Source organism: Rhodococcus sp. IEGM 1306 (genome assembly GCF_036541985.1).
Classification (GTDB): domain Bacteria; phylum Actinomycetota; class Actinomycetes; order Mycobacteriales; family Mycobacteriaceae; genus Rhodococcus_F; species Rhodococcus_F qingshengii.
Genome location: NZ_JAZHFF010000008.1, coordinates 67,551 through 84,815 on the forward strand (window position 1 = coordinate 67,551; position 17,265 = coordinate 84,815).

Here is a 17,265-nt window from a genome sequence, read left to right on the forward strand (position 1 = left end):
GCGCTCCTACTTCTTGGGCTTCTCGCCGACCGATTCCGACGTCAGGGCCGCCACGAATGCTTCCTGCGGCACCTCGACGCGACCGATGGTCTTCATGCGCTTCTTGCCTTCCTTCTGCTTCTCGAGCAGCTTGCGCTTACGGCTGATGTCGCCGCCGTAGCACTTGGCGAGAACGTCCTTGCGGATTGCGCGAATGTTCTCGCGCGAGATGATCTTCGCGCCGATCGCGGCCTGGATCGGAACCTCGAACTGCTGGCGAGGAATCAGCTCACGAAGCTTCGACGTCATGCGTCCGCCGTAAGCGCCGGCGTTGGAACGGTGCACGATCGAGGAGAACGCGTCGACGGCCTCGCCCTGCAGCAAGATGTCGACCTTCACCAGATCGGCCTGCTGCTCACCGGCCTCCTCGTAATCGAGGCTGGCATAACCCTTGGTGCGGGACTTGAGGGCGTCGAAGAAGTCGAACATGATCTCGCCCATGGGCAGTTCGTAGCGCAGTTCGACGCGAGTCTCGGAGAGGTAGTCCATGCCGCCGAGCTCACCGCGACGGGACTGGCACAGCTCCATGATGGCGCCGACGTACTCACTCGGGGCGATGACGGTGCATTTGGCGACGGGCTCGTAGACCTCGCGAACCTTGCCTTCCGGCCAGTACGACGGGTTGGTGACGATGACCTCGGCCCCGTCCTCCATCACGACGCGGTAGACGACGTTGGGCGCGGTGGAAATCAGTTCGAGGCCGAACTCACGCTCGAGGCGGTCGCGGGTGATCTCCATGTGGAGCAGGCCGAGGAAGCCGCAGCGGAAGCCGAATCCGAGGGCAACCGACGTCTCGGGTTCATACGCCAGCGCCGCGTCGTTGAGACGGAGCTTGTCGAGGGCATCGCGCAGCACGGGGTAGTCCGAGCCGTCCATCGGGTAGAGGCCCGAGTAGACCATCGGCTTGGGATCGCGGTAGCCGACCAGCGGTTCGGTCGCGCCGTTGCGGGTGGTGGTGACGGTGTCACCGACGCGCGACTGGCGGACATCCTTCACACCCGTGATGAGGTAGCCCACCTCGCCGACGCCCAGACCGATACTGGCCTTCGGCTCGGGCGAGATGATGCCGACCTCGAGCAGTTCGTGTGTGGTGCCCGTGGACATCATCGTGATCTTCTCGCGGGGACGGATCCGACCGTCGACCACACGCACGTAGGTGACCACGCCGCGGTAGGCGTCGTAGACAGAGTCGAAGATCATCGCGCGGGCGGGACCGTCAGCATCGCCGACAGGCGCAGGTACCTGCTTGATCACCTCGTCGAGCAGTTCCTTGACGCCCATGCCGGTCTTGCCCGAGACGCGCAGGACATCGCCTGGCTCGCAGCCGGTGATGTGCGCAATCTCTTCGGCATAGCGGTCGGGATCCGCGGCCGGGAGGTCGATCTTGTTGAGGACGGGAATGATCTTGAGATCCTTCTCCATCGCCAGGTACAGATTGGCCAGCGTCTGAGCTTCGATGCCCTGAGCTGCGTCGACCAGCAGAATTGCACCCTCACATGCTTCGAGCGCGCGGGAGACCTCGTACGTGAAGTCGACGTGGCCGGGTGTGTCGATGAGGTGGAGGACGAATTCTTCGCCGTCGACGGTCCAGGGCAGACGAACGTTCTGGGCCTTGATGGTGATGCCGCGTTCACGCTCGATGTCCATGCGGTCCAGGTACTGCGCACGCATCGCCCGCTCTTCGACCACACCGGTGAGCTGAAGCATGCGATCTGCCAGCGTCGACTTACCGTGGTCGATGTGCGCGATGATGCAGAAGTTCCGGATCTGCGCAGGATCCGTGAACGTCTTGTCGGCGAAGCTGCTGATGGGAGACCCCTTAGTCGGACCGGCACCGGCCCGGATCCGGGCCACTGTCAACCCTCAGGATATCCAAGTCTCGGCGCCGCCGTACCAGGGGTTCCCACGGGTGGGTGATTATGCTCGAACGCTATGGCAAGCATGTGGAAGCAGATCGGCAGAACCCTCGGCGCCCTCGCGGTGGAGAAGGGCCCTGCGTTGCTGCGCCAGCTGCAGTCGTCCACGTCTCAGTCGTCTGCCTCGAAGCCGGGTCCGACCGGCCGCCCGATCGCCGCGCGAACGTCTCCGACCGCACATCGCGCCCGCAAGGTCGAGTACTCCCCCGACCTCGACGGCAAGGCCGATCCGGGCGAAATCGTCTGGACCTGGGTTGCCTACGAGGAGGATCCGACCCAGGGCAAAGACCGCCCGGTGCTGGTTGTCGGCCGCGACGGCAACACGCTGCTCGGTTTGATGCTGTCCTCGCAGAGCAAACGCGAAGGCGAGCGTGATTGGCTCGCAATCGGTTCGGGCCCGTGGGACGGCGAGGGAAGGCCCAGCTGGGTCCGGCTCGACCGGGTGCTCGACGTTCCCGAGAGCGGGATTCGGCGCGAGGGCGCCGTCATGGATCACAAGAAGTTCGACGCGGTCGCGGCAAAACTTCGGGCCGACTTCAGCTGGAGCTGAAGCCGACCCGAACGATGGAAACAGTATCGATCAGCTGTCCAGACGGTTGAACCGTCCGAAGAGTGCTCGATAGATGAGTGCACCGAGCGCACCGCCGATGAGCGGGAACACGATGAACAACCACACCTGACCGAGTGCACCGTCCTGGAACGGCGCGACAGCGAGGCTTCGAGCAGGGTTGACGGAGGTGTTGTCGATCGGGATCGAGATCAGGTGAATGACGGCCAGGGTGAAGCCGATGGACACCCCGGCGAGCGGCACGTCGGAGATCTGGTCGGTCGACGCGAGAACGACGAACACGAGCAGAGCGGTCAGGAGAATCTCGATGATCATCGCGGCACCGATGCCGTAGCCGTCGGAAACCACCTTTCCGAGAAGATTCTTCTCGGCAGACGGACTGTGTGCGCCCCAACCGTTTGCACCCAAACCGTCAGCAGCACGGTTGTACGCCGGGAGACTGTTGGCCACCGTGTAGATCACGACGCCTGCGACCAAGCCGCCGATCACTTGCGCGACAACGTAAATCGCCGCATTGACGGCTGAGATTCGCCCGATCACGAATTGGCCGAGAGTCACTGCTGGGTTGACGTGGCAACCGGAAATCGGTCCGATCGCATATACGAGGAACAGCAGGGTCAGGCCGAATGCGAAGGCAACTCCGAGATTGCCGACTTTCGCACCTGCAAAGACGGCAGTTCCGACTGCGGAGAACACGAGCACAAATGTTCCCACCGCTTCGGCCGCATACTTCTTCACATCCGAGATCGGTTCGATCTCAGTCAATTCCTGTGCAGTTGGAGACATATTCCCACCTTCTTCTCATCGAACGGTAGTAATGCTCACGCGCCTAGATTTGCCGGACTTTACGCAAGCCTGGTGATCTCCACAACAACTTCGAGATCTGTGGAGCGTCCACCGGAAAAGATTCCCTTCAAAGGCGGCACATCCGAATAGTCCCTTCCTATTCCGACCGAGACATGCTGTTCATTCACAGCTATCGCATTGGTCGGGTCGTATCCCCACCACGCGCCGGTCCACGCTTCGATCCACGCGTGCGATTCCCCGACCACCGTGTCCCCGACTGCCGCATCACGTTTCGGGTGGAGATAGCCGGAAACGTATCGACACGGTATTCCCATCGTTCGAAGCAACACCAAGGTCAGATGCGCATAGTCCTGGCAGACACCTTTCCTGGCCGACCAGGCTTCCACCGCCGACGTATGCACTCCGGTCGTACCGGGAACATATGACATTTCGCCGTAAACCCATTGCGACGCAGCCACTACTGCATCTTCAGGTGATTTATCTTTGCGCAATTCCTTGGCAATTGTCGCCAGCTTACGATCACGCGGAACATATCTCGTGAAACTCAGTTGTTCGTTGAATCGATCTTTAATCGCGTTTCCCGACAATTCATCCCAGTCGACGGTTTCCTCGGGCTGAACGAACGGTTCGGTCTCCACCACCGACAGTCCGGTCACTTCGAGTTCCGTATGCGGGGCGTGCAAGTCGAAGGCGGTCACCGCGGTGCCCCAGTAATCGGTGTATCGGTAGGAACGCGTTGCCGGCTGGGTTTCGACGCGCGTGAGTATCACCGTCTGCCTGGTGTCGCCGCGAGGTGTCAATCGCGCTTCGTTGTACGACGACGTCACCGGGGCGTCGTACGCATATCCCGTGGTGTGCACGACCCTCATTCGCCAGCTCACAGCTCTCCCTCCACCGTCGACTCCGCATACGCGGCGCCGGCATCCGTCCACGCGACCCACGGCGCAGCGTGGAAGTACTGCAATGCAATTGCCTCACCCAGTTCGCGGCAGGTCTCCTGCCAACCGAGCAACCGTCCCTGCAGATCCTCGAGCAACACGCCCTGCGGCAGGAACTCGAGTTCGCTGCGTGCGCGGCCCAGAAGCCGCGGCGCCTCCGCCCGGATTCCGACGCGACTGCCCGGCTGCGGGTCGAGCTCCTGCAGGCACTTCTCGGCCTGCCTGATCGAGTGGAACACCGAGCGCGGAAAGAGCCTGTCCAACAAGATGAACTCGACGACGCGATTGGCGTCGAGTGCTCCGCGATACGTACGCAGATACGTGTCATGTGCGCCCGCCGAGCGAAGAACGCTGACCCATGCCGGCGACGACGGGCGGTCACCGGCGCGCGCCAGAAGCATCCGCACGATCATGTCGACACGTTCGATCGACCTGCCCAGCAGAAGGAACCGATAGCCGTCGTCGCGACTGAGCGTGGAATCCGCCAGGCCCGCGAACATCGCTGCGCGTTCCTCCACATAGCGGAAGAACTCGTGTGGCCCCAGCCTGCGTGAGGCACGTTCACGCTCGGCCAGTCCGTTGTACGTTGTGTTCAGGCACTCCCACATCTCACTCGACGTGACCTCACGCGCCCCGCGAGCATTCTCACGAGCACTTGCCAGCGAGTCCACGATCGAACCAACCTGGTTGCGGCTGAACGCAACCAGATCGGTGAGCGAGCGCACGTCGAGCTTGCCCTCCGGCGCCTCGATGCCGAGGACACGCAGGAGCAGACGCGACGTGCGGTCCGGGTCGACGGTGGCGTCGTCGAGCAATTGATGGACGGCGACGTCGAGGATCCGAGCAGTGTCGTCGGCGCGCTCGACGTAGCGGCCGATCCAGTAGAGGGACTCTGCGTTGCGAGCAAGCATCGGTCACCACGCTCCGTTCACTGATAGTTCTTGGTAGCTGGGCACTTCCGAGGTGTTCACTGTTGCTGCTGCTGTTGTTGCTGCGAGGTGCTCAGTTCGGGACCCTGCACCGGCTCCGCGGATTCCGGGGGCTCGGACACCAGTTCCTCGCCTGACAACTCTGGGTCTTCGTCAGAGGTGCGACTCGCAAGCACCCACGTGTCCTTGCTTCCGCCGCCCTGGCTGGAGTTGACCACCAGCGAACCTTCCGGAAGTGCCACCCGGGTCAGGCCGCCGGGCAACACCCACACGTCCTCACCGTCGTTGACGGCAAAGGGCCGCAAGTCCACGTGGCGCGGCGAGAGAACATCGTCGATCTTGGTCGGCACCGTGGACAACTGCACGAGTGGCTGCGCAATCCACCCGCGCGGGTCTGCCTTGATCTTGCGGGTTATCGCGGCGAGTTCCTTGGGGCTCGCGTCGGGTCCGAAGACGATTCCGTAGCCGCCGGACCCTTCCACCGGCTTGATGACCAGTTCGGCGACGCGGTCGAGGACTTGCTCGCACTCCTCGTCCAACCAACAGCGGAACGTGTCGACGTTCTGCAAGAGCGGCTTCTCACCGAGGTAGTAGTCGATGATCTGCGGAACGTAGGTATAGACGAGTTTGTCGTCACCGACTCCGTTGCCGACGGCGCTCGAGATCACCACGTTGCCCGCCCGCGCCGCATTCAGTAGGCCTGCGACGCCGAGAATCGAATCCGGACGGAAGTGCATCGGGTCGAGATACTCGTCGTCGATGCGGCGATAGATGACATCGACCTGGCGCTCGCCTTCCGTAGTGCGCATGTACACCATGTTGTCGCGGCAGAACAGGTCGCGACCTTCGACGAGTTCCACACCCATCTGACGAGCGAGCAACGAATGCTCGAAATAGGCGGAATTGGCGATACCCGGTGTGAGAACAACCACTGTCGGGTCCGCTTCGTTGAGTGCAGCACCCGCACGCAGCGCCCTCAGCAGGTGTGTTGCGTAATCACCGACCGCCCGCACCTTGTGGGACATGAACAGATCCGGGAACACCCGAGTCATGGTGCGACGGTTTTCCATCACATAGGAGACACCGGACGGAGATCGCAGATTGTCCTCGAGGACTCGGAACTCTCCCGCCTCGTCTCGGACCAGGTCGATACCCGCGACGTGAATTCGCACACCGTTGGGCGGCACGATGCCGGCTGCTTCACGGTGGAAGTGCTCGCACGAGGTCACCAAGCGGCGCGGCAACACGTGATCGCGCAGGATTCGCTGCTCGCCGTAAATGTCCGCGAGGAACAACTCGAGCGCCTTCACTCGCTGCTTGATGCCCTTTTCAAGCCGCGACCACTCCTGCGCGGCGATGACGCGCGGCACCAGATCCAACGGAAACGGTCGCTCCTGCCCGGACAGCGAGAACGTCACGCCCTGGTCGATGAATGCGCGTCCGAGTGCGTCGGCACGCGCGGCGAGGTCGGCGCTGCTCGTCGGCGCCAAGGCTTTGTACACACCCTTGTACGGACCACGCACCGAGCCGTCGGGCTCGAACATCTCGTCGAAAGCCAACTCGTAGCGACCGATGTCTGAATATCCGTCGAACACTGCGGCAGGACGCGCTCGGGTGGTGGTCGAACCTGTTTTACTCGAACTTTTCGAAGGCGGCGGCGTCATAGGGCAACATGCTGCTACAAGTGGGGCTATTCGGCAGCGCGGCGAGAAATCGGGCGCTCGGTGTACCCTTCTCGACAGACGCAACGTGCGACGGTTTGGGTTCTTGGGCCCTCGGCTGGTAATCTTGCCAGTCGGTGCATCAGTGCGCCCACAGCTTTCTCGACCGTAACCAGCTAAAGACGACAAGGATTTTACGCGTGGCCAACATCAAGTCCCAGGTGAAGCGAATCCGTACCAACGAGGCGGCCCGACTCCGTAACCAGTCGGTGAAGTCCTCGCTGCGTACCGCGATCCGTTCATTCCGCGAGGCTGCGGCAGCCGGTGACAAGGACAAGGCCAACGAGCTCCTCGTCTCCACCAGCCGCAAGCTCGACAAGGCAGCCAGCAAGGGCGTCATTCACGCCAACCAGGCTGCCAACAAGAAGTCTGCACTCTCGCAGGCTGCCAACAAGCTCTGACGTTTCCACTGTGACGGTTCGCCGTCACACTGGTTCGTCTCGATAGCCGCCAGGTCGAAAGACCAGGCGGCTATTTTGCGTATTCAATCGGGTCAGTGCGAAGACCCGCCATCCATGTCTTGCAGCGAATATGTGGAGCGGGCTGCAACCATCTGATGATGGCGATCAACGGGCACGGGAAGCGCCCTCGCAGCTGGTTGTTCACGACTGTCTTCTGGGCGGTCGTCGCTTTCGGCGTAGTGGCCGCCCTGGGAATCCCTCGTTGGTGGGAATCATTGACGGTTGCAGTCGTCGGAGGTGCCGCAAGCTACGGATGGTGTAAGCGCAGGCAACGTAGCGAATTCCGGATCTTCTTCGGCGTGATGTGTTCACTCGTTGCGATTCTGGCGTTTCTCGCCGTTGGACGAGCGCTACTCACCACCGTGAAGGTGCCGGTGGACAGCATCGGCCAAGAAACCATTGTCTGCGGCAGTGTGGTGAATCCGGTGTCGCACGACTCACTACGGGTGACCGACATCAGAACAGGTGAACCAACGACACGGCCTCAGGCCATTCCGCATACTCAGTTGGAGCAAGCCTGCGTGAAACGCCTCGACTACCGGGCGGGTGAGGCCACGGCCGCCACTGTCGTCGGACTACTTCTGGCCGGACGCGCAGTAGGCCACGTTGTACTCAGTTCTTCCGCAACGCGCACACTTTCCGCACTGCCATCTCCAGGGCGAAGGACGAGTCGACTGCGGCACCCTTCACGTCGGCATTGAGGGCGGCGACGATCTGCATCGCAGCGCCGATCGACGTGGGATCCCAGCCGCCGACCTCCTTGATCGCCTTCTTGACCTTCCACGGCGGCATTCCGAGGTCCGACGCCAACCGGAACGGGTCACCGCCCCGTGCAAACGGGCCGACCTTCGCGATGGTGTGGACTGCGTCAGCGAGGGCGTCCGCGAGCAGAACATGGGCTGTTCCGATCTGATCTGCCCATCGGAGCGCCTCGAGCGCACCCCGGGTATCGCCGACGATGACTTTGTCGGCCACGTCGAATCCGGAAACCTCGGCCTTGCCCGAGTAATACTTGTGGACCGCATCGACGTCGATCTTGCCGCCCGTATCTGCCGCCAATTGCGAGCAGGCCGACGCTAGTTCGCGGAGGTTGGAGCCGACGCTTTCGATCATCGCAGCGATCGCATCTGGCGCAACCCTGACGTCTGCGGTCCGAAACTCACCCCGGACGAAGTCGACAAGCTGACTCTTGTTCAGTTTTCCGCAGTTGTGAACCGTCGCGCCGAGCTTCTCGAGGGCCGGCGCCAACGCTTTCGCGCGACCGCCGCCCGAGTGCACGACGATCAGAACCACACCTTCTGCCGGCTCGCGTGCAGCCTCCAGGACAAGCGCTACGGCATCTTTGCCTGCTTCTGCAGCCGATTCCAAGACGATCACACGGTCTTCGGCAAAAAGAGAAGGGCTGAGCAACTCGGCCAACTCGGGAGCATTGGTGTCGCCCGCACGCATCTTGGTCACCGGGAGATCCGAAATACCCTGGCCGCGGTCACCGCGGACAGCTCTGATGAGCTGCGATACCGTGCGGTCGATCAGGAACTCGTCGTCCCCGAGAACAAGATGCAGCGGATCGACTCCAGACGGATTACTCACCCGAAGATGGTCCCACGAGGAACCGACACGATGGACACAGACCCGCCGCCCCCGCCGTACACAGCGACGGTGCCGTCGACGTCGGTCCGAACCACCGCCCCGCCCAATGAAGCCAGTTCATCGAGAACCTCCGCATTCGGGTGCCCGAAACTGTTGCCGACGCCGACGCTGATCATCGTCAACCTCGGACGCACCGCTTCCAGAAATGCCGACGACGTGGTCCGAGAACCGTGATGGGGCAGCTTCAACACATCGGCCTTCACATCCGTACCCGATCGGAGGATGGCCTCCTCCCCCGCAACTTCGGCGTCGCCCGTCAACAGAATTCGACCCGCGCCCGTGTGCGCCATCACCACCAGCGACTGATCGTTCGCGGCGTCCGCGCCGTCCCCCGTATCGCGGGGAGCCGGAAGCAACGGTCCGAGAACCCCCACGTTCACCGATCCCAACGTCAACTCCATACCTGCCCGCAACGAGACAACCGGAACGCCGTGCGACTCGGCGGCATCCTTTACCGTCCGAAAACCTGACTCCGGCAACAACATCGACCCGACTCCGACCGCAGCGACCGAACGCCCACTCAGGACTGCTTCCAATCCACCGATGTGATCGGCATGAAAATGACTGATCATCAGCAACGCGATGTCGTTGACGTCCAACATGTTCAGACAACGATCCATCGACGTGGGATCAGGACCGACATCGATGACGATCACCCTGCCGTCTCCAGTCGAGAGCACAAGACCGTCCCCCTGACCGACGTCGCACATCACCAGTGCCCACCCCGGAGCAATACGGCCACCCCCGAACACGTGTTGAAAGATCAGGGCCAGAACAACTCCCAGAACAAGAACGCCGAGCACCCATCTCAAAATCCGATTCCACAGCGTCAGGGCCGCGGCCAGTAGGACTCCCACGACGACGAGGGCACCGATGAGTCCTGACGGCACTACCACCGACGCTCCGGGAAGCGCCGCCGCCCGCTCGGACACGCACAGCAGCCACCCCATCGGCGGCCGCACCAATGGCGCGACGAACACCGCGATCGGTGGACAGATCAGCGCACACAAGGCAATCACCGCACCGAACACCGTGATGATTCCGATCACGGGCGCCACCGCCATGTTCGCGGCAATCGTGACCACGCTGAAGGTTCCCGCCATGGCGCCCACCAACGGTGCAGTCACGACAAACGCAGCACCCGAGACAGCTGTCATCTCCGAAAACCAACGGGGCCAGCCTCTTCGGCGAAGCACGTCCACCCACACCGGAGCAATGATCACCAGCGCGCCCGTCGCAGTAGTCGACAGCGCAAATCCCCAGTCGACGGCCAGCTCGGGCCTCACGACTACCAGAACGATGACGGCGGCGGCAAGCGCAGGCAGCGCCTGTTTGCGCCGACCAGTGACCAGACTGAGCAGGCCTACCAAGCCCATCACCGACGCGCGTAGAACACTCGGCGACGGCCTCGCGACGACAACAAAGGCAACGAGGGCTACCACCGCCAAAGCGGCGCCGACCCGTGGACTGAGCGCCGCGGCTCTGACCAACAGCAGAACGGCCCCGAGCAGAATGCTGATGTTGGCGCCGGACACCGCGGTGAGATGGGAAAGTCCGGCAACGGTGAAGTTGTCCTTCACCACCGGCGACAGCGCCGACGTGTCTCCGACGACGAGGCCAGGCAGCAGACCCGCCTGATCCGGCGGGAGTGCAGCCGAGCACGCAGCCGCGAAACGAATGCGCACCACACTTGCCCATCGCTGATACCAGGGCACTTCTCCCACCGCGACGGGAGGCCCTTCGGACGTGATCACGGCGAGCGTGGAATCGCTACGCCATGGCTGACTCGCCCGGCCACGAACCGTGAGGCTCTGCCCTGGAACAACTTCGAGCCACGACGAACTGGGCGCCCGGATGGTGACCAAGCCGCCTCCGGAGTACCTGCGGTTCTGCGCAGTCACCGAATTGACGGTTGCCCTGAAGACGACCTGACCTTGACCCACCGCGCCGGAGACCGCGTGCGGATCCTCCGAGGGTTCCACTTCGACACTCACCCAAGCTCCCTCGAGAGAAGCTCGGGTCAGTGGGTGCCTCTCCGCCTCGGACGCCCGCCACCCGCCGACGGCACTACACCCGGCACCGAACAGCAATGCAACCAACATGATTCGTACCCACCCCGCTGATGTCCGGCGCACAACCACGTAAGTGAGGAGTGCCGCTGGAACCGCACACGCCACCGCCAGTACCCACGCGGCGACCGGGCCGAACAGGATCCCCACCGCACTGCTCCCCCACACCGCGACCGCCGACAGAAGCAGTCGAGCGTCGAGGACCGGCGAGGCTTCCGGTTCGTTCACACCGACACCAGCACTCGCAATTTGGCCAACCTTGCCGGGCCGATCCCGTCGACTTCCCCCAATTGTTCTATGTCCGTGAATTTTCCGTTGGATGTGCGCCAGGAGATGATCGCCGCAGCCGTTACCGGCCCTACCCCGGGAAGCTCGTCCAGTTCGGCCTCGGTGGCGGTATTGAGGTTCACCAGCCCAGCCCCGCCGGATTCCCCCGTAGCTGCGGGGCTGGTCCCTCCTGCAGTGGTACTCGAAGAAACACCACCGGACTGATCGGCCGCACCAACCACGATCTGATCGCCGTCGACAAGTTTCTGAGCCAGATTCAGGCCCACCGTCTCCGCTCCGTCGAGCACGCCACCTGCCGCAGCAAGCGCGTCGGCGATGCGCGAGCCCGAATGAAGATTGACAAGCCCAGGCGTGCGCACGAGCCCGACGACACTGACCACCACAGCCTCGGGCGGCTGCTCTGCCACGACGCCGGTCGGTACAGGACTGGCTGATTCACCATCGCCGGCAGTCACATTCTTCTCCGTGACATTCTGGGGCGAGGGCAACGGTGGGACCGCCTGCAGGCTCGGAGAATCCCACCACACGGCGAACAAGCCGATTCCCGTGGCCAGAACTGCAACGATCGCCAACACCCAGGTCGCCGACCGACTCGGGCGCCAACGTGTACCGCGCCAATGTTCGGGCAATCGGTCGAACCGTGACGAGTCGGGCTGAGCTTCGTAGTCGTCCTCGTCGAAGTCCCGAAGCCACTCGGGGGACCTCTCGAAAGACCCTGAATCCTCGAATTCGTCGACGTCCTCGTGTCGCCGCCGGTAGTTGCCGTCCATCGCCGCGAGGCGATCACGCGCCCGCTCGCGCTCCTCGCTGATCCTCATGACTGGACGCTAACGAGAGACCTCGCCGCCAACGACGAACAATTTATATCTGTGGAGAACTCGCGGATTGTGGAGAAGCGATCAGGCGCTCGTGTCGATCTCCGGCAACGGGCACACCACAACACCGATCGCGCCGACACCGACGTGCGCTCCGATAACCGCACTGAAGTCGGTGACGACGGATTCCGCTACATCGGGAATGCGCTCGGCCAACTGTTCGGCTATCCCGTCCGCACTCTCTCGCGCGCGCATGTGATGCACGGCTATCGCCACACGACCGAGACCGGCGCGTTCGACTGCCGAATCCACCAACCTTGCAAGAGCTTTGGTGGTGGTACGTGTCTTCTCGCCGAGCACGAGCTTGCCGTCCACCAGATGCAGAATCGGTTTCATCGCCAATGCAGTGCCCAGCAGTGCGGCCGCGGTTCCGATTCGTCCCCCCCTACGCAATTGATCAAGTTTGTCGACGACGATGTAGCAGCGCCCACGGCTCGCTACGTCGACCGCCCGGCCGTACGCCTCTTCGAGTGAAGCGCCCTTCTCGGCCAAGCGTGCAGCTTCGAGGACGGGATATCCCAAACCCATACCGGCGGACTGTGAATCGACGATGCGGACGGCGCCACCGAACTCCTGGGCCGCGACTCGTCCGGCTTCCCACGTTCCCGACAGTTGGCGTGAAATGTGAACGGCGAGAACGCCGTCACCGTCGCTCATGTCCAGGGCGCGTGCATACGCTTCGGACAACTCGGAGGGCGACGCTCCGGCCGTTGTCACTCCCGACAGGTCGCTCGGCATTGCGTCGACGCCCTCTCGCAAGTCGCAGCCGTCACGGAGCACGTGGAGCGGAACAACCTGAATGCCACATGCGTCGGCCGACTCCTGCGGGATGCAGGCGGAGGAATCCGTGACGACGACGACCGGCATTCTGCTACCCGACTTCGCTCGGCGGTGCTACCAGTTCCGGCGAAACCACTTTCTGCGCCTCGACCCCGCGAATCGCAGCGATCATCGCGCGGGCTACGCCGAGGTGACCGTCCCAACCCCAGTGAATGCCGTCAGGATTGCCGTTCTCGGAAAAGACGTTGTCACGCACTGCATCTGCAAGGTCGACTACGGGAACGTCTTTCTCCGTAGCCCACTCGGTGATCGCGGACACCGCGGCAGGTCGTCCGGCATGCACGCTGGCGTAGGCATCACTGCGGTGCACCGACGGCAGGGTCGCGATCATCGGCAGTTCGGGTCGCATGTACTCCAACGCATTTCGCGAGCTTTCCAGATACTCGACGCTCAGCTTGGGCGGAAGTGCGACCGGGCGGCCCAGAGGTGCAAGCCGCGGCTGCAGCCACTGATAACCCTCGCGCACCACGCGTCGAAGCGCGGGTGGCCGAACGTAGCGGATGGTCTCGCGGAGCGCGGTAGGCAATGGGGACGGCAGCGAGTCCATCCCGCCGACCGCGAACACGACGGCGCCGGCCCGCGGCACCGCCGCCCACACACGAGGATCCTGAGTCAGTGCCCACCACGCGTCGCGACACGTCCATCCGATACGGGCGACCAACTCGACGTCCCAGCCGAGTTCGTCGGCCACGATGTTGGGCCAGATGCGTGGATGATCTGCCGCGAGGCCGCCTTTGGGGCCGAAATACGACAGCGAATCCGCGAGTACGAGGAGGACGGGGCGCTGCCCGTCGGCACTTTCAGAGGACGTCATTTGCGACACTCGCAGAAGCATTCCATACGTCGAGTCGCCACTCGATCGACTTGACGTCACCATGTCCACTGAGTTGCACCCAACTGGTGTTTCCCAATCCGCCGAGGACGGCCCAGCGATCGATGGGTAGGTCGAGCAATGCCGCTGTCAGTGCCGCGATCAAGCCTCCGTGCGCCACCAGAACCACGGGCCGCTCGGCCCAGTCCGGGTGCGTGTCGAGCAATTCGTGAACTACGGGGAGGCTGCGATTCGCGACGTCGATTCGGCTTTCGCCGCCGGGCGGCGCCAACGTGGCATCCGCTCGCCACGCAGATCGCACACCGGGAGTGCGCTCGTCGACGTCATGATGAGTCAGGCCCTGCCATTCCCCCAGGTGTGTCTCGCGCAGACGCGTGTCGGTGAGGACCGGAAGTCCGGCGGCATCACCGACTGCGACGGCCGTGAAGTACGCCCGACGCAGATCCGAGGACACGATCGTCAACGGCCTGCGATCGGCGATCACCGGACCTGCACTCTTGGCCTGCGTGCGTCCCAACTCCGACAGGTCGGTGTCGAGTTGCCCCTGCATCCGAGAGTCGGCGTTGTATTCGGTCTGTCCGTGACGCAGCAGGATGAGCCGGCGGACAGGGTTCGACGCCGCACTGGGCGCCGACGAAGTCACAGCGAGGGATCCTGCGCGTCCGGCTCGGAAACCGTGTCGGTCTCGAACACCGTGTTGGCGTCGGCGGGGCCGGGACGGTTCTGTCCGAGGCCTTCGACCTCGACCGTCGGGCAGTCCTTCCACAGACGATCGAGAGCGTAGAAGTTGCGCTCCTCGTCATGCTGGACGTGGATGACGATGTCGGCGTAGTCGAGCAGTGCCCAGCGGCCCTCGCGGGTGCCTTCCCGGCGGACCGGCTTGTGTCCCGCTTCGCGGAGACGGTCTTCGATGTTCTCGACAATCGAGTTGACCTGACGCTCGTTCGTCGCAGATGCGATGACGAAGCAGTCCGTGATGACCAGCTGTTCGGACACATCGAGCACCACCACTTCGGTGGCCAGCTTCTCGTCGGCTGCCAAGGCCGCGATGCGTGCCATGTCGATGGCTTCGGTGTTTGCGCTCACTCGATGTTCTCCAGTTTCGTCTTCAGAAAGTACTTGTTGTGCTCGGCTAGCTCGATTCGGCGCCCGGGACGGCTTCCGACTTCCCCGGTGCGGGCTCCGACATCGTTGTAGCTCCGTCGCGGCGCTCCGCGTCGACAGGTCGATACAGGTTCCGCTTCGAGATGTACTGCACCACTCCGTCCGGCACCAGGTACCAGACGGGGCGGTCTTCACTTGCCCGACGCCGACATTCGGTCGACGAAATGGCAAGTGCCGGAATCTCTATCAACGTGACCGCGTCGGCGGGCATGGTGTCGAGGTGACCGGCCAGGTGCTCTGCATTGAGATCGAAACCCGGTCGCGATACCCCGACGAACTTCGCCAATGCGAACAACTCTTCCCAATCTTGCCAGGAAAGGATGCTGGCCAGCGCATCGGCACCGGTGATGAAGAAGAGTTCGGCGTCAGGGTGGTAGGCCCGGAGGTCTCGCAGCGTGTCCACGGTGTACGTCACTTTTTCACGGTCGACGTCGACCCGAGAGACGGAAAACCGCGGGTTGGAGGCGGTGGCGATGACCGTCATGAGGTACCGGTCCTCGGCAGGACTGACGCCCTTCCCCTGCTTCTGCCAAGGCCGCCCGGTGGGGACGAAGATCACTTCGTCGAGTCCGAACCGGTCGGCGACCTCACTGGCCGCAACGAGGTGGCCATGGTGAATGGGGTCGAAGGTGCCACCCATCACTCCTAGGCGTCGAGCACGTTCCACCGATAGTCCCTTCTGCACGAGTGTCGAGCTTACGGGTCAGACCGGCAGCAGACGGGACACGACGTCGGCAAGCTGCTGGGCCGAGCGGCACTCGTGCATGCTGATGACCTCGTTGTAGACCTTCGCCGCGGAGTCACCCGTTCCCCATTGCCCCTTCGGCTCGGGGTTGAGCCAGTGCGCGTGCTTGGCTACTGCCACCATCTGCGACAGCGACTGAAGGTTGGGATCGCGGTAGTTGTTGCGACCGTCGCCGAGTACCAGTAGCGACGTGCGACTGGTGATCGACTGCGCGAACTTCTCCTGGAACACTCCGAAGGCGTGTCCGTAGTCTGAGTGGCCGTCGTAGGTGATCAGTTCGGCCTCACGCACCATCCGTGACATCGCTGATCCGAGGTCTGCGTTCGAGTCGAAGAACCGCGTGACCTCGTCGGTCGTGTCGATGAACGCGAACACCCGCACGCGCGAGAACTGCTCACGCAAAGCGTTCACGAGCAGCAGAGTGAAATGGCTGAACCCCGCCACCGAGCCGGACACGTCGCACATCACCACAAGTTCGGGCCGCGCCCGCTTCGGCTTGCGCTGCACCAGATCGATCGGCACTCCGCCCGTCGACATGGACTTGCGCAACGTACGACGTAGGTCGATCGAACCCGCGCGAGAGCGGCTACGACGCACGGCGAGACGACTGGCCAACAAGCGAGCCAGGGGTGCGACGTTCTTCTTCAGCGTGGTGAGTTCGGCATCGGATGCTCGCAAGAAGTCGACTTCCTCGGCGAGTTTCGGAACGCCGTACGTGGCGACCCGCTCCTTGCCCAAATTCTCGGCTGTGCGTCGACGCGTTTCCTTCTCGACCATCTTGCGGAAGTCCGCGATGCGCTGCGCTGCCGTGCGCTTGGCGACCTCGGATTGATAGTCGGAGTTGTCCTTGCCCTCTGACCCGGAACCCTCCTGGTTGCCGAGCAGGCCCTGCAGGATCTTGTTGAGCAACGTCTCCGGGGCGACGTCGCGCAGCGCCTGGTAGGCGGAGAACGACGGGCCGTTGCTCGACTGGTACTGCCCGAGTTCCTCGACCATCGCGGCGGTCAGGAGTTCGGTCATCTCCATCGCCTCGTCACTGCCGTCTGTCAGCAGTTCGGCGATCAGCTCACGCAATGCCTGCAGGTCGATCGAGCCGTCTGGCTTGCGCGGCAGTGTGACGTCGACGTCGCCGACCGCACGGTCACCGATCGCCTTGGGGAACCACAGGTCGAAGACGGCGTCGAACGTCGCCCGGTGGGTCGGCCTGCGCAGGAGCGAGCATGCCAGCCCTTCACGAAGCGCTTCACGATCGAGCAGGTCGAGAACAGACATGACCTGACCGGCGTCGACTGTCTCGGACGGGCCGACCATGATTCCGCGGCGTCGCAGAGCCTCGACAAAATCGACGAGGTGACCGGGAATCCCGTGCGGCGCTGCCAGGCCGCCAGGTGAGAGCGGCGACGTCGATCCTGCGGGAGCCATG

The 17,265-nt window shown here is 63.2% G+C and carries 16 protein-coding genes; 2 read left to right on the plus strand and 14 right to left on the minus strand.

The genetic code is table 11. The features are described from left to right. Positions 1–6: 6 nt before the first annotated feature. Positions 7–1,899, minus strand: coding sequence for a translation elongation factor 4 (lepA, locus tag V3587_RS22385; RefSeq protein WP_003944564.1), 1,893 nt, complete (start codon positions 1,897–1,899; stop codon positions 7–9). Positions 1,900–1,971: 72 nt separating this feature from the next. Here lepA and V3587_RS22390 point away from each other — a divergent pair, with 72 nt between their 5' ends. Then, positions 1,972–2,505 (plus strand): type II toxin-antitoxin system PemK/MazF family toxin, encoded by a 534-nt coding sequence (locus V3587_RS22390; protein WP_161120668.1) that lies wholly within the window; start codon positions 1,972–1,974, stop codon positions 2,503–2,505. A 30-nt stretch (positions 2,506–2,535) separates the two neighbouring features. On the opposite strand, the gene V3587_RS22395 is transcribed toward V3587_RS22390, so the two are convergent. Genes V3587_RS22395 through V3587_RS22410 form a run of 4 tightly spaced genes read right to left on the minus strand, consistent with a single transcriptional unit; the run spans position 2,536 to position 6,861 of the window. Continuing rightward, the gene (locus V3587_RS22395) at positions 2,536–3,309 is read right to left on the minus strand and encodes an aquaporin (protein WP_042924064.1); all 774 of its coding nucleotides are present in this window, start codon (positions 3,307–3,309) and stop codon (positions 2,536–2,538) included. A 59-nt stretch (positions 3,310–3,368) separates the two neighbouring features. Further along, positions 3,369–4,199, minus strand: a complete 831-nt coding sequence (locus tag V3587_RS22400) for a transglutaminase family protein (RefSeq protein ID WP_007731033.1) — start codon at positions 4,197–4,199, stop codon at positions 3,369–3,371. Between the two features lie 8 nt (positions 4,200–4,207). After that, positions 4,208–5,179 (minus strand): alpha-E domain-containing protein, encoded by a 972-nt coding sequence (locus V3587_RS22405; RefSeq protein WP_003944483.1) that lies wholly within the window; start codon positions 5,177–5,179, stop codon positions 4,208–4,210. A 56-nt stretch (positions 5,180–5,235) separates the two neighbouring features. Next, entirely contained in the window at positions 5,236–6,861 is a 1,626-nt protein-coding gene (locus tag V3587_RS22410) for a circularly permuted type 2 ATP-grasp protein (RefSeq protein ID WP_003944471.1), read from the minus strand. 197 nt (positions 6,862–7,058) lie between these two features. On the opposite strand from V3587_RS22410, the gene rpsT reads away from it, so the two are divergent. After that, positions 7,059–7,319 carry a 30S ribosomal protein S20 gene (gene rpsT, locus V3587_RS22415; RefSeq protein ID WP_003944567.1) on the plus strand — a complete coding sequence of 87 codons (261 nt, stop codon included), beginning with the start codon at positions 7,059–7,061 and terminating at the stop codon, positions 7,317–7,319. Between the two features lie 672 nt (positions 7,320–7,991). On the opposite strand, the gene holA is transcribed toward rpsT, so the two are convergent. The 9 genes from holA to V3587_RS22460 all read right to left on the minus strand — a co-directional run bounded on the left by holA (position 7,992) and on the right by V3587_RS22460 (position 17,264). Next, positions 7,992–8,969, minus strand: a complete 978-nt coding sequence (gene holA, locus V3587_RS22420; RefSeq protein WP_003944476.1) for a DNA polymerase III subunit delta — start codon at positions 8,967–8,969, stop codon at positions 7,992–7,994. After that, positions 8,966–11,326: a ComEC/Rec2 family competence protein gene (locus tag V3587_RS22425; RefSeq protein WP_161120669.1), complete on the minus strand. Its 2,361-nt coding sequence runs from the start codon at positions 11,324–11,326 to the stop codon at positions 8,966–8,968. The genes holA and V3587_RS22425 overlap by 4 nt, the downstream gene beginning before the upstream one ends. Beyond that, entirely contained in the window at positions 11,323–12,204 is an 882-nt protein-coding gene (locus V3587_RS22430) for a ComEA family DNA-binding protein (RefSeq protein ID WP_283377249.1), read from the minus strand. The genes V3587_RS22425 and V3587_RS22430 overlap by 4 nt, the downstream gene beginning before the upstream one ends. An 81-nt stretch (positions 12,205–12,285) precedes the next feature. Further along, positions 12,286–13,128, minus strand: coding sequence for a DegV family protein (locus tag V3587_RS22435; RefSeq protein WP_283377250.1), 843 nt, complete (start codon positions 13,126–13,128; stop codon positions 12,286–12,288). Between the two features lie 4 nt (positions 13,129–13,132). Beyond that, positions 13,133–13,915 carry a diglucosylglycerate octanoyltransferase gene (octT, locus tag V3587_RS22440; protein WP_042924057.1) on the minus strand — a complete coding sequence of 261 codons (783 nt, stop codon included), beginning with the start codon at positions 13,913–13,915 and terminating at the stop codon, positions 13,133–13,135. Continuing rightward, the gene (locus tag V3587_RS22445) at positions 13,902–14,576 is read right to left on the minus strand and encodes a histidine phosphatase family protein (RefSeq protein WP_058039398.1); all 675 of its coding nucleotides are present in this window, start codon (positions 14,574–14,576) and stop codon (positions 13,902–13,904) included. Before V3587_RS22445 ends, octT begins: the two co-directional genes overlap by 14 nt. Next, positions 14,573–15,019: a ribosome silencing factor gene (rsfS, locus tag V3587_RS22450; protein WP_064074807.1), complete on the minus strand. Its 447-nt coding sequence runs from the start codon at positions 15,017–15,019 to the stop codon at positions 14,573–14,575. The genes V3587_RS22445 and rsfS overlap by 4 nt, the downstream gene beginning before the upstream one ends. 46 nt (positions 15,020–15,065) lie before the next feature. Beyond that, positions 15,066–15,782, minus strand: a complete 717-nt coding sequence (gene nadD / locus V3587_RS22455; RefSeq protein ID WP_003944462.1) for a nicotinate-nucleotide adenylyltransferase — start codon at positions 15,780–15,782, stop codon at positions 15,066–15,068. An 18-nt stretch (positions 15,783–15,800) separates the two neighbouring features. Continuing rightward, the gene (locus tag V3587_RS22460; RefSeq protein WP_003944477.1) at positions 15,801–17,264 is read right to left on the minus strand and encodes a vWA domain-containing protein; all 1,464 of its coding nucleotides are present in this window, start codon (positions 17,262–17,264) and stop codon (positions 15,801–15,803) included. Between the last annotated feature and the right edge of the window lies 1 nt (position 17,265).

Coding starts and splice junctions, on each gene's coding strand:
- V3587_RS22460 (WP_003944477.1), bottom strand. CDS start 17,264: ATGGCTCCCGCAGGATCGACGTCGCCGCTCTCACCTGGCGGCCTGGCA.
- V3587_RS22410 (WP_003944471.1), bottom strand. CDS start 6,861: ATGACGCCGCCGCCTTCGAAAAGTTCGAGTAAAACAGGTTCGACCACC.
- V3587_RS22390 (WP_161120668.1), top strand. CDS start 1,972: ATGGCAAGCATGTGGAAGCAGATCGGCAGAACCCTCGGCGCCCTCGCG.
- V3587_RS22400 (WP_007731033.1), bottom strand. CDS start 4,199: ATGAGGGTCGTGCACACCACGGGATATGCGTACGACGCCCCGGTGACG.
- V3587_RS22435 (WP_283377250.1), bottom strand. CDS start 13,128: ATGCCGGTCGTCGTCGTCACGGATTCCTCCGCCTGCATCCCGCAGGAG.
- V3587_RS22395 (WP_042924064.1), bottom strand. CDS start 3,309: ATGTCTCCAACTGCACAGGAATTGACTGAGATCGAACCGATCTCGGAT.
- V3587_RS22430 (WP_283377249.1), bottom strand. CDS start 12,204: ATGAGGATCAGCGAGGAGCGCGAGCGGGCGCGTGATCGCCTCGCGGCG.
- octT (WP_042924057.1), bottom strand. CDS start 13,915: ATGACGTCCTCTGAAAGTGCCGACGGGCAGCGCCCCGTCCTCCTCGTA.
- V3587_RS22405 (WP_003944483.1), bottom strand. CDS start 5,179: ATGCTTGCTCGCAACGCAGAGTCCCTCTACTGGATCGGCCGCTACGTC.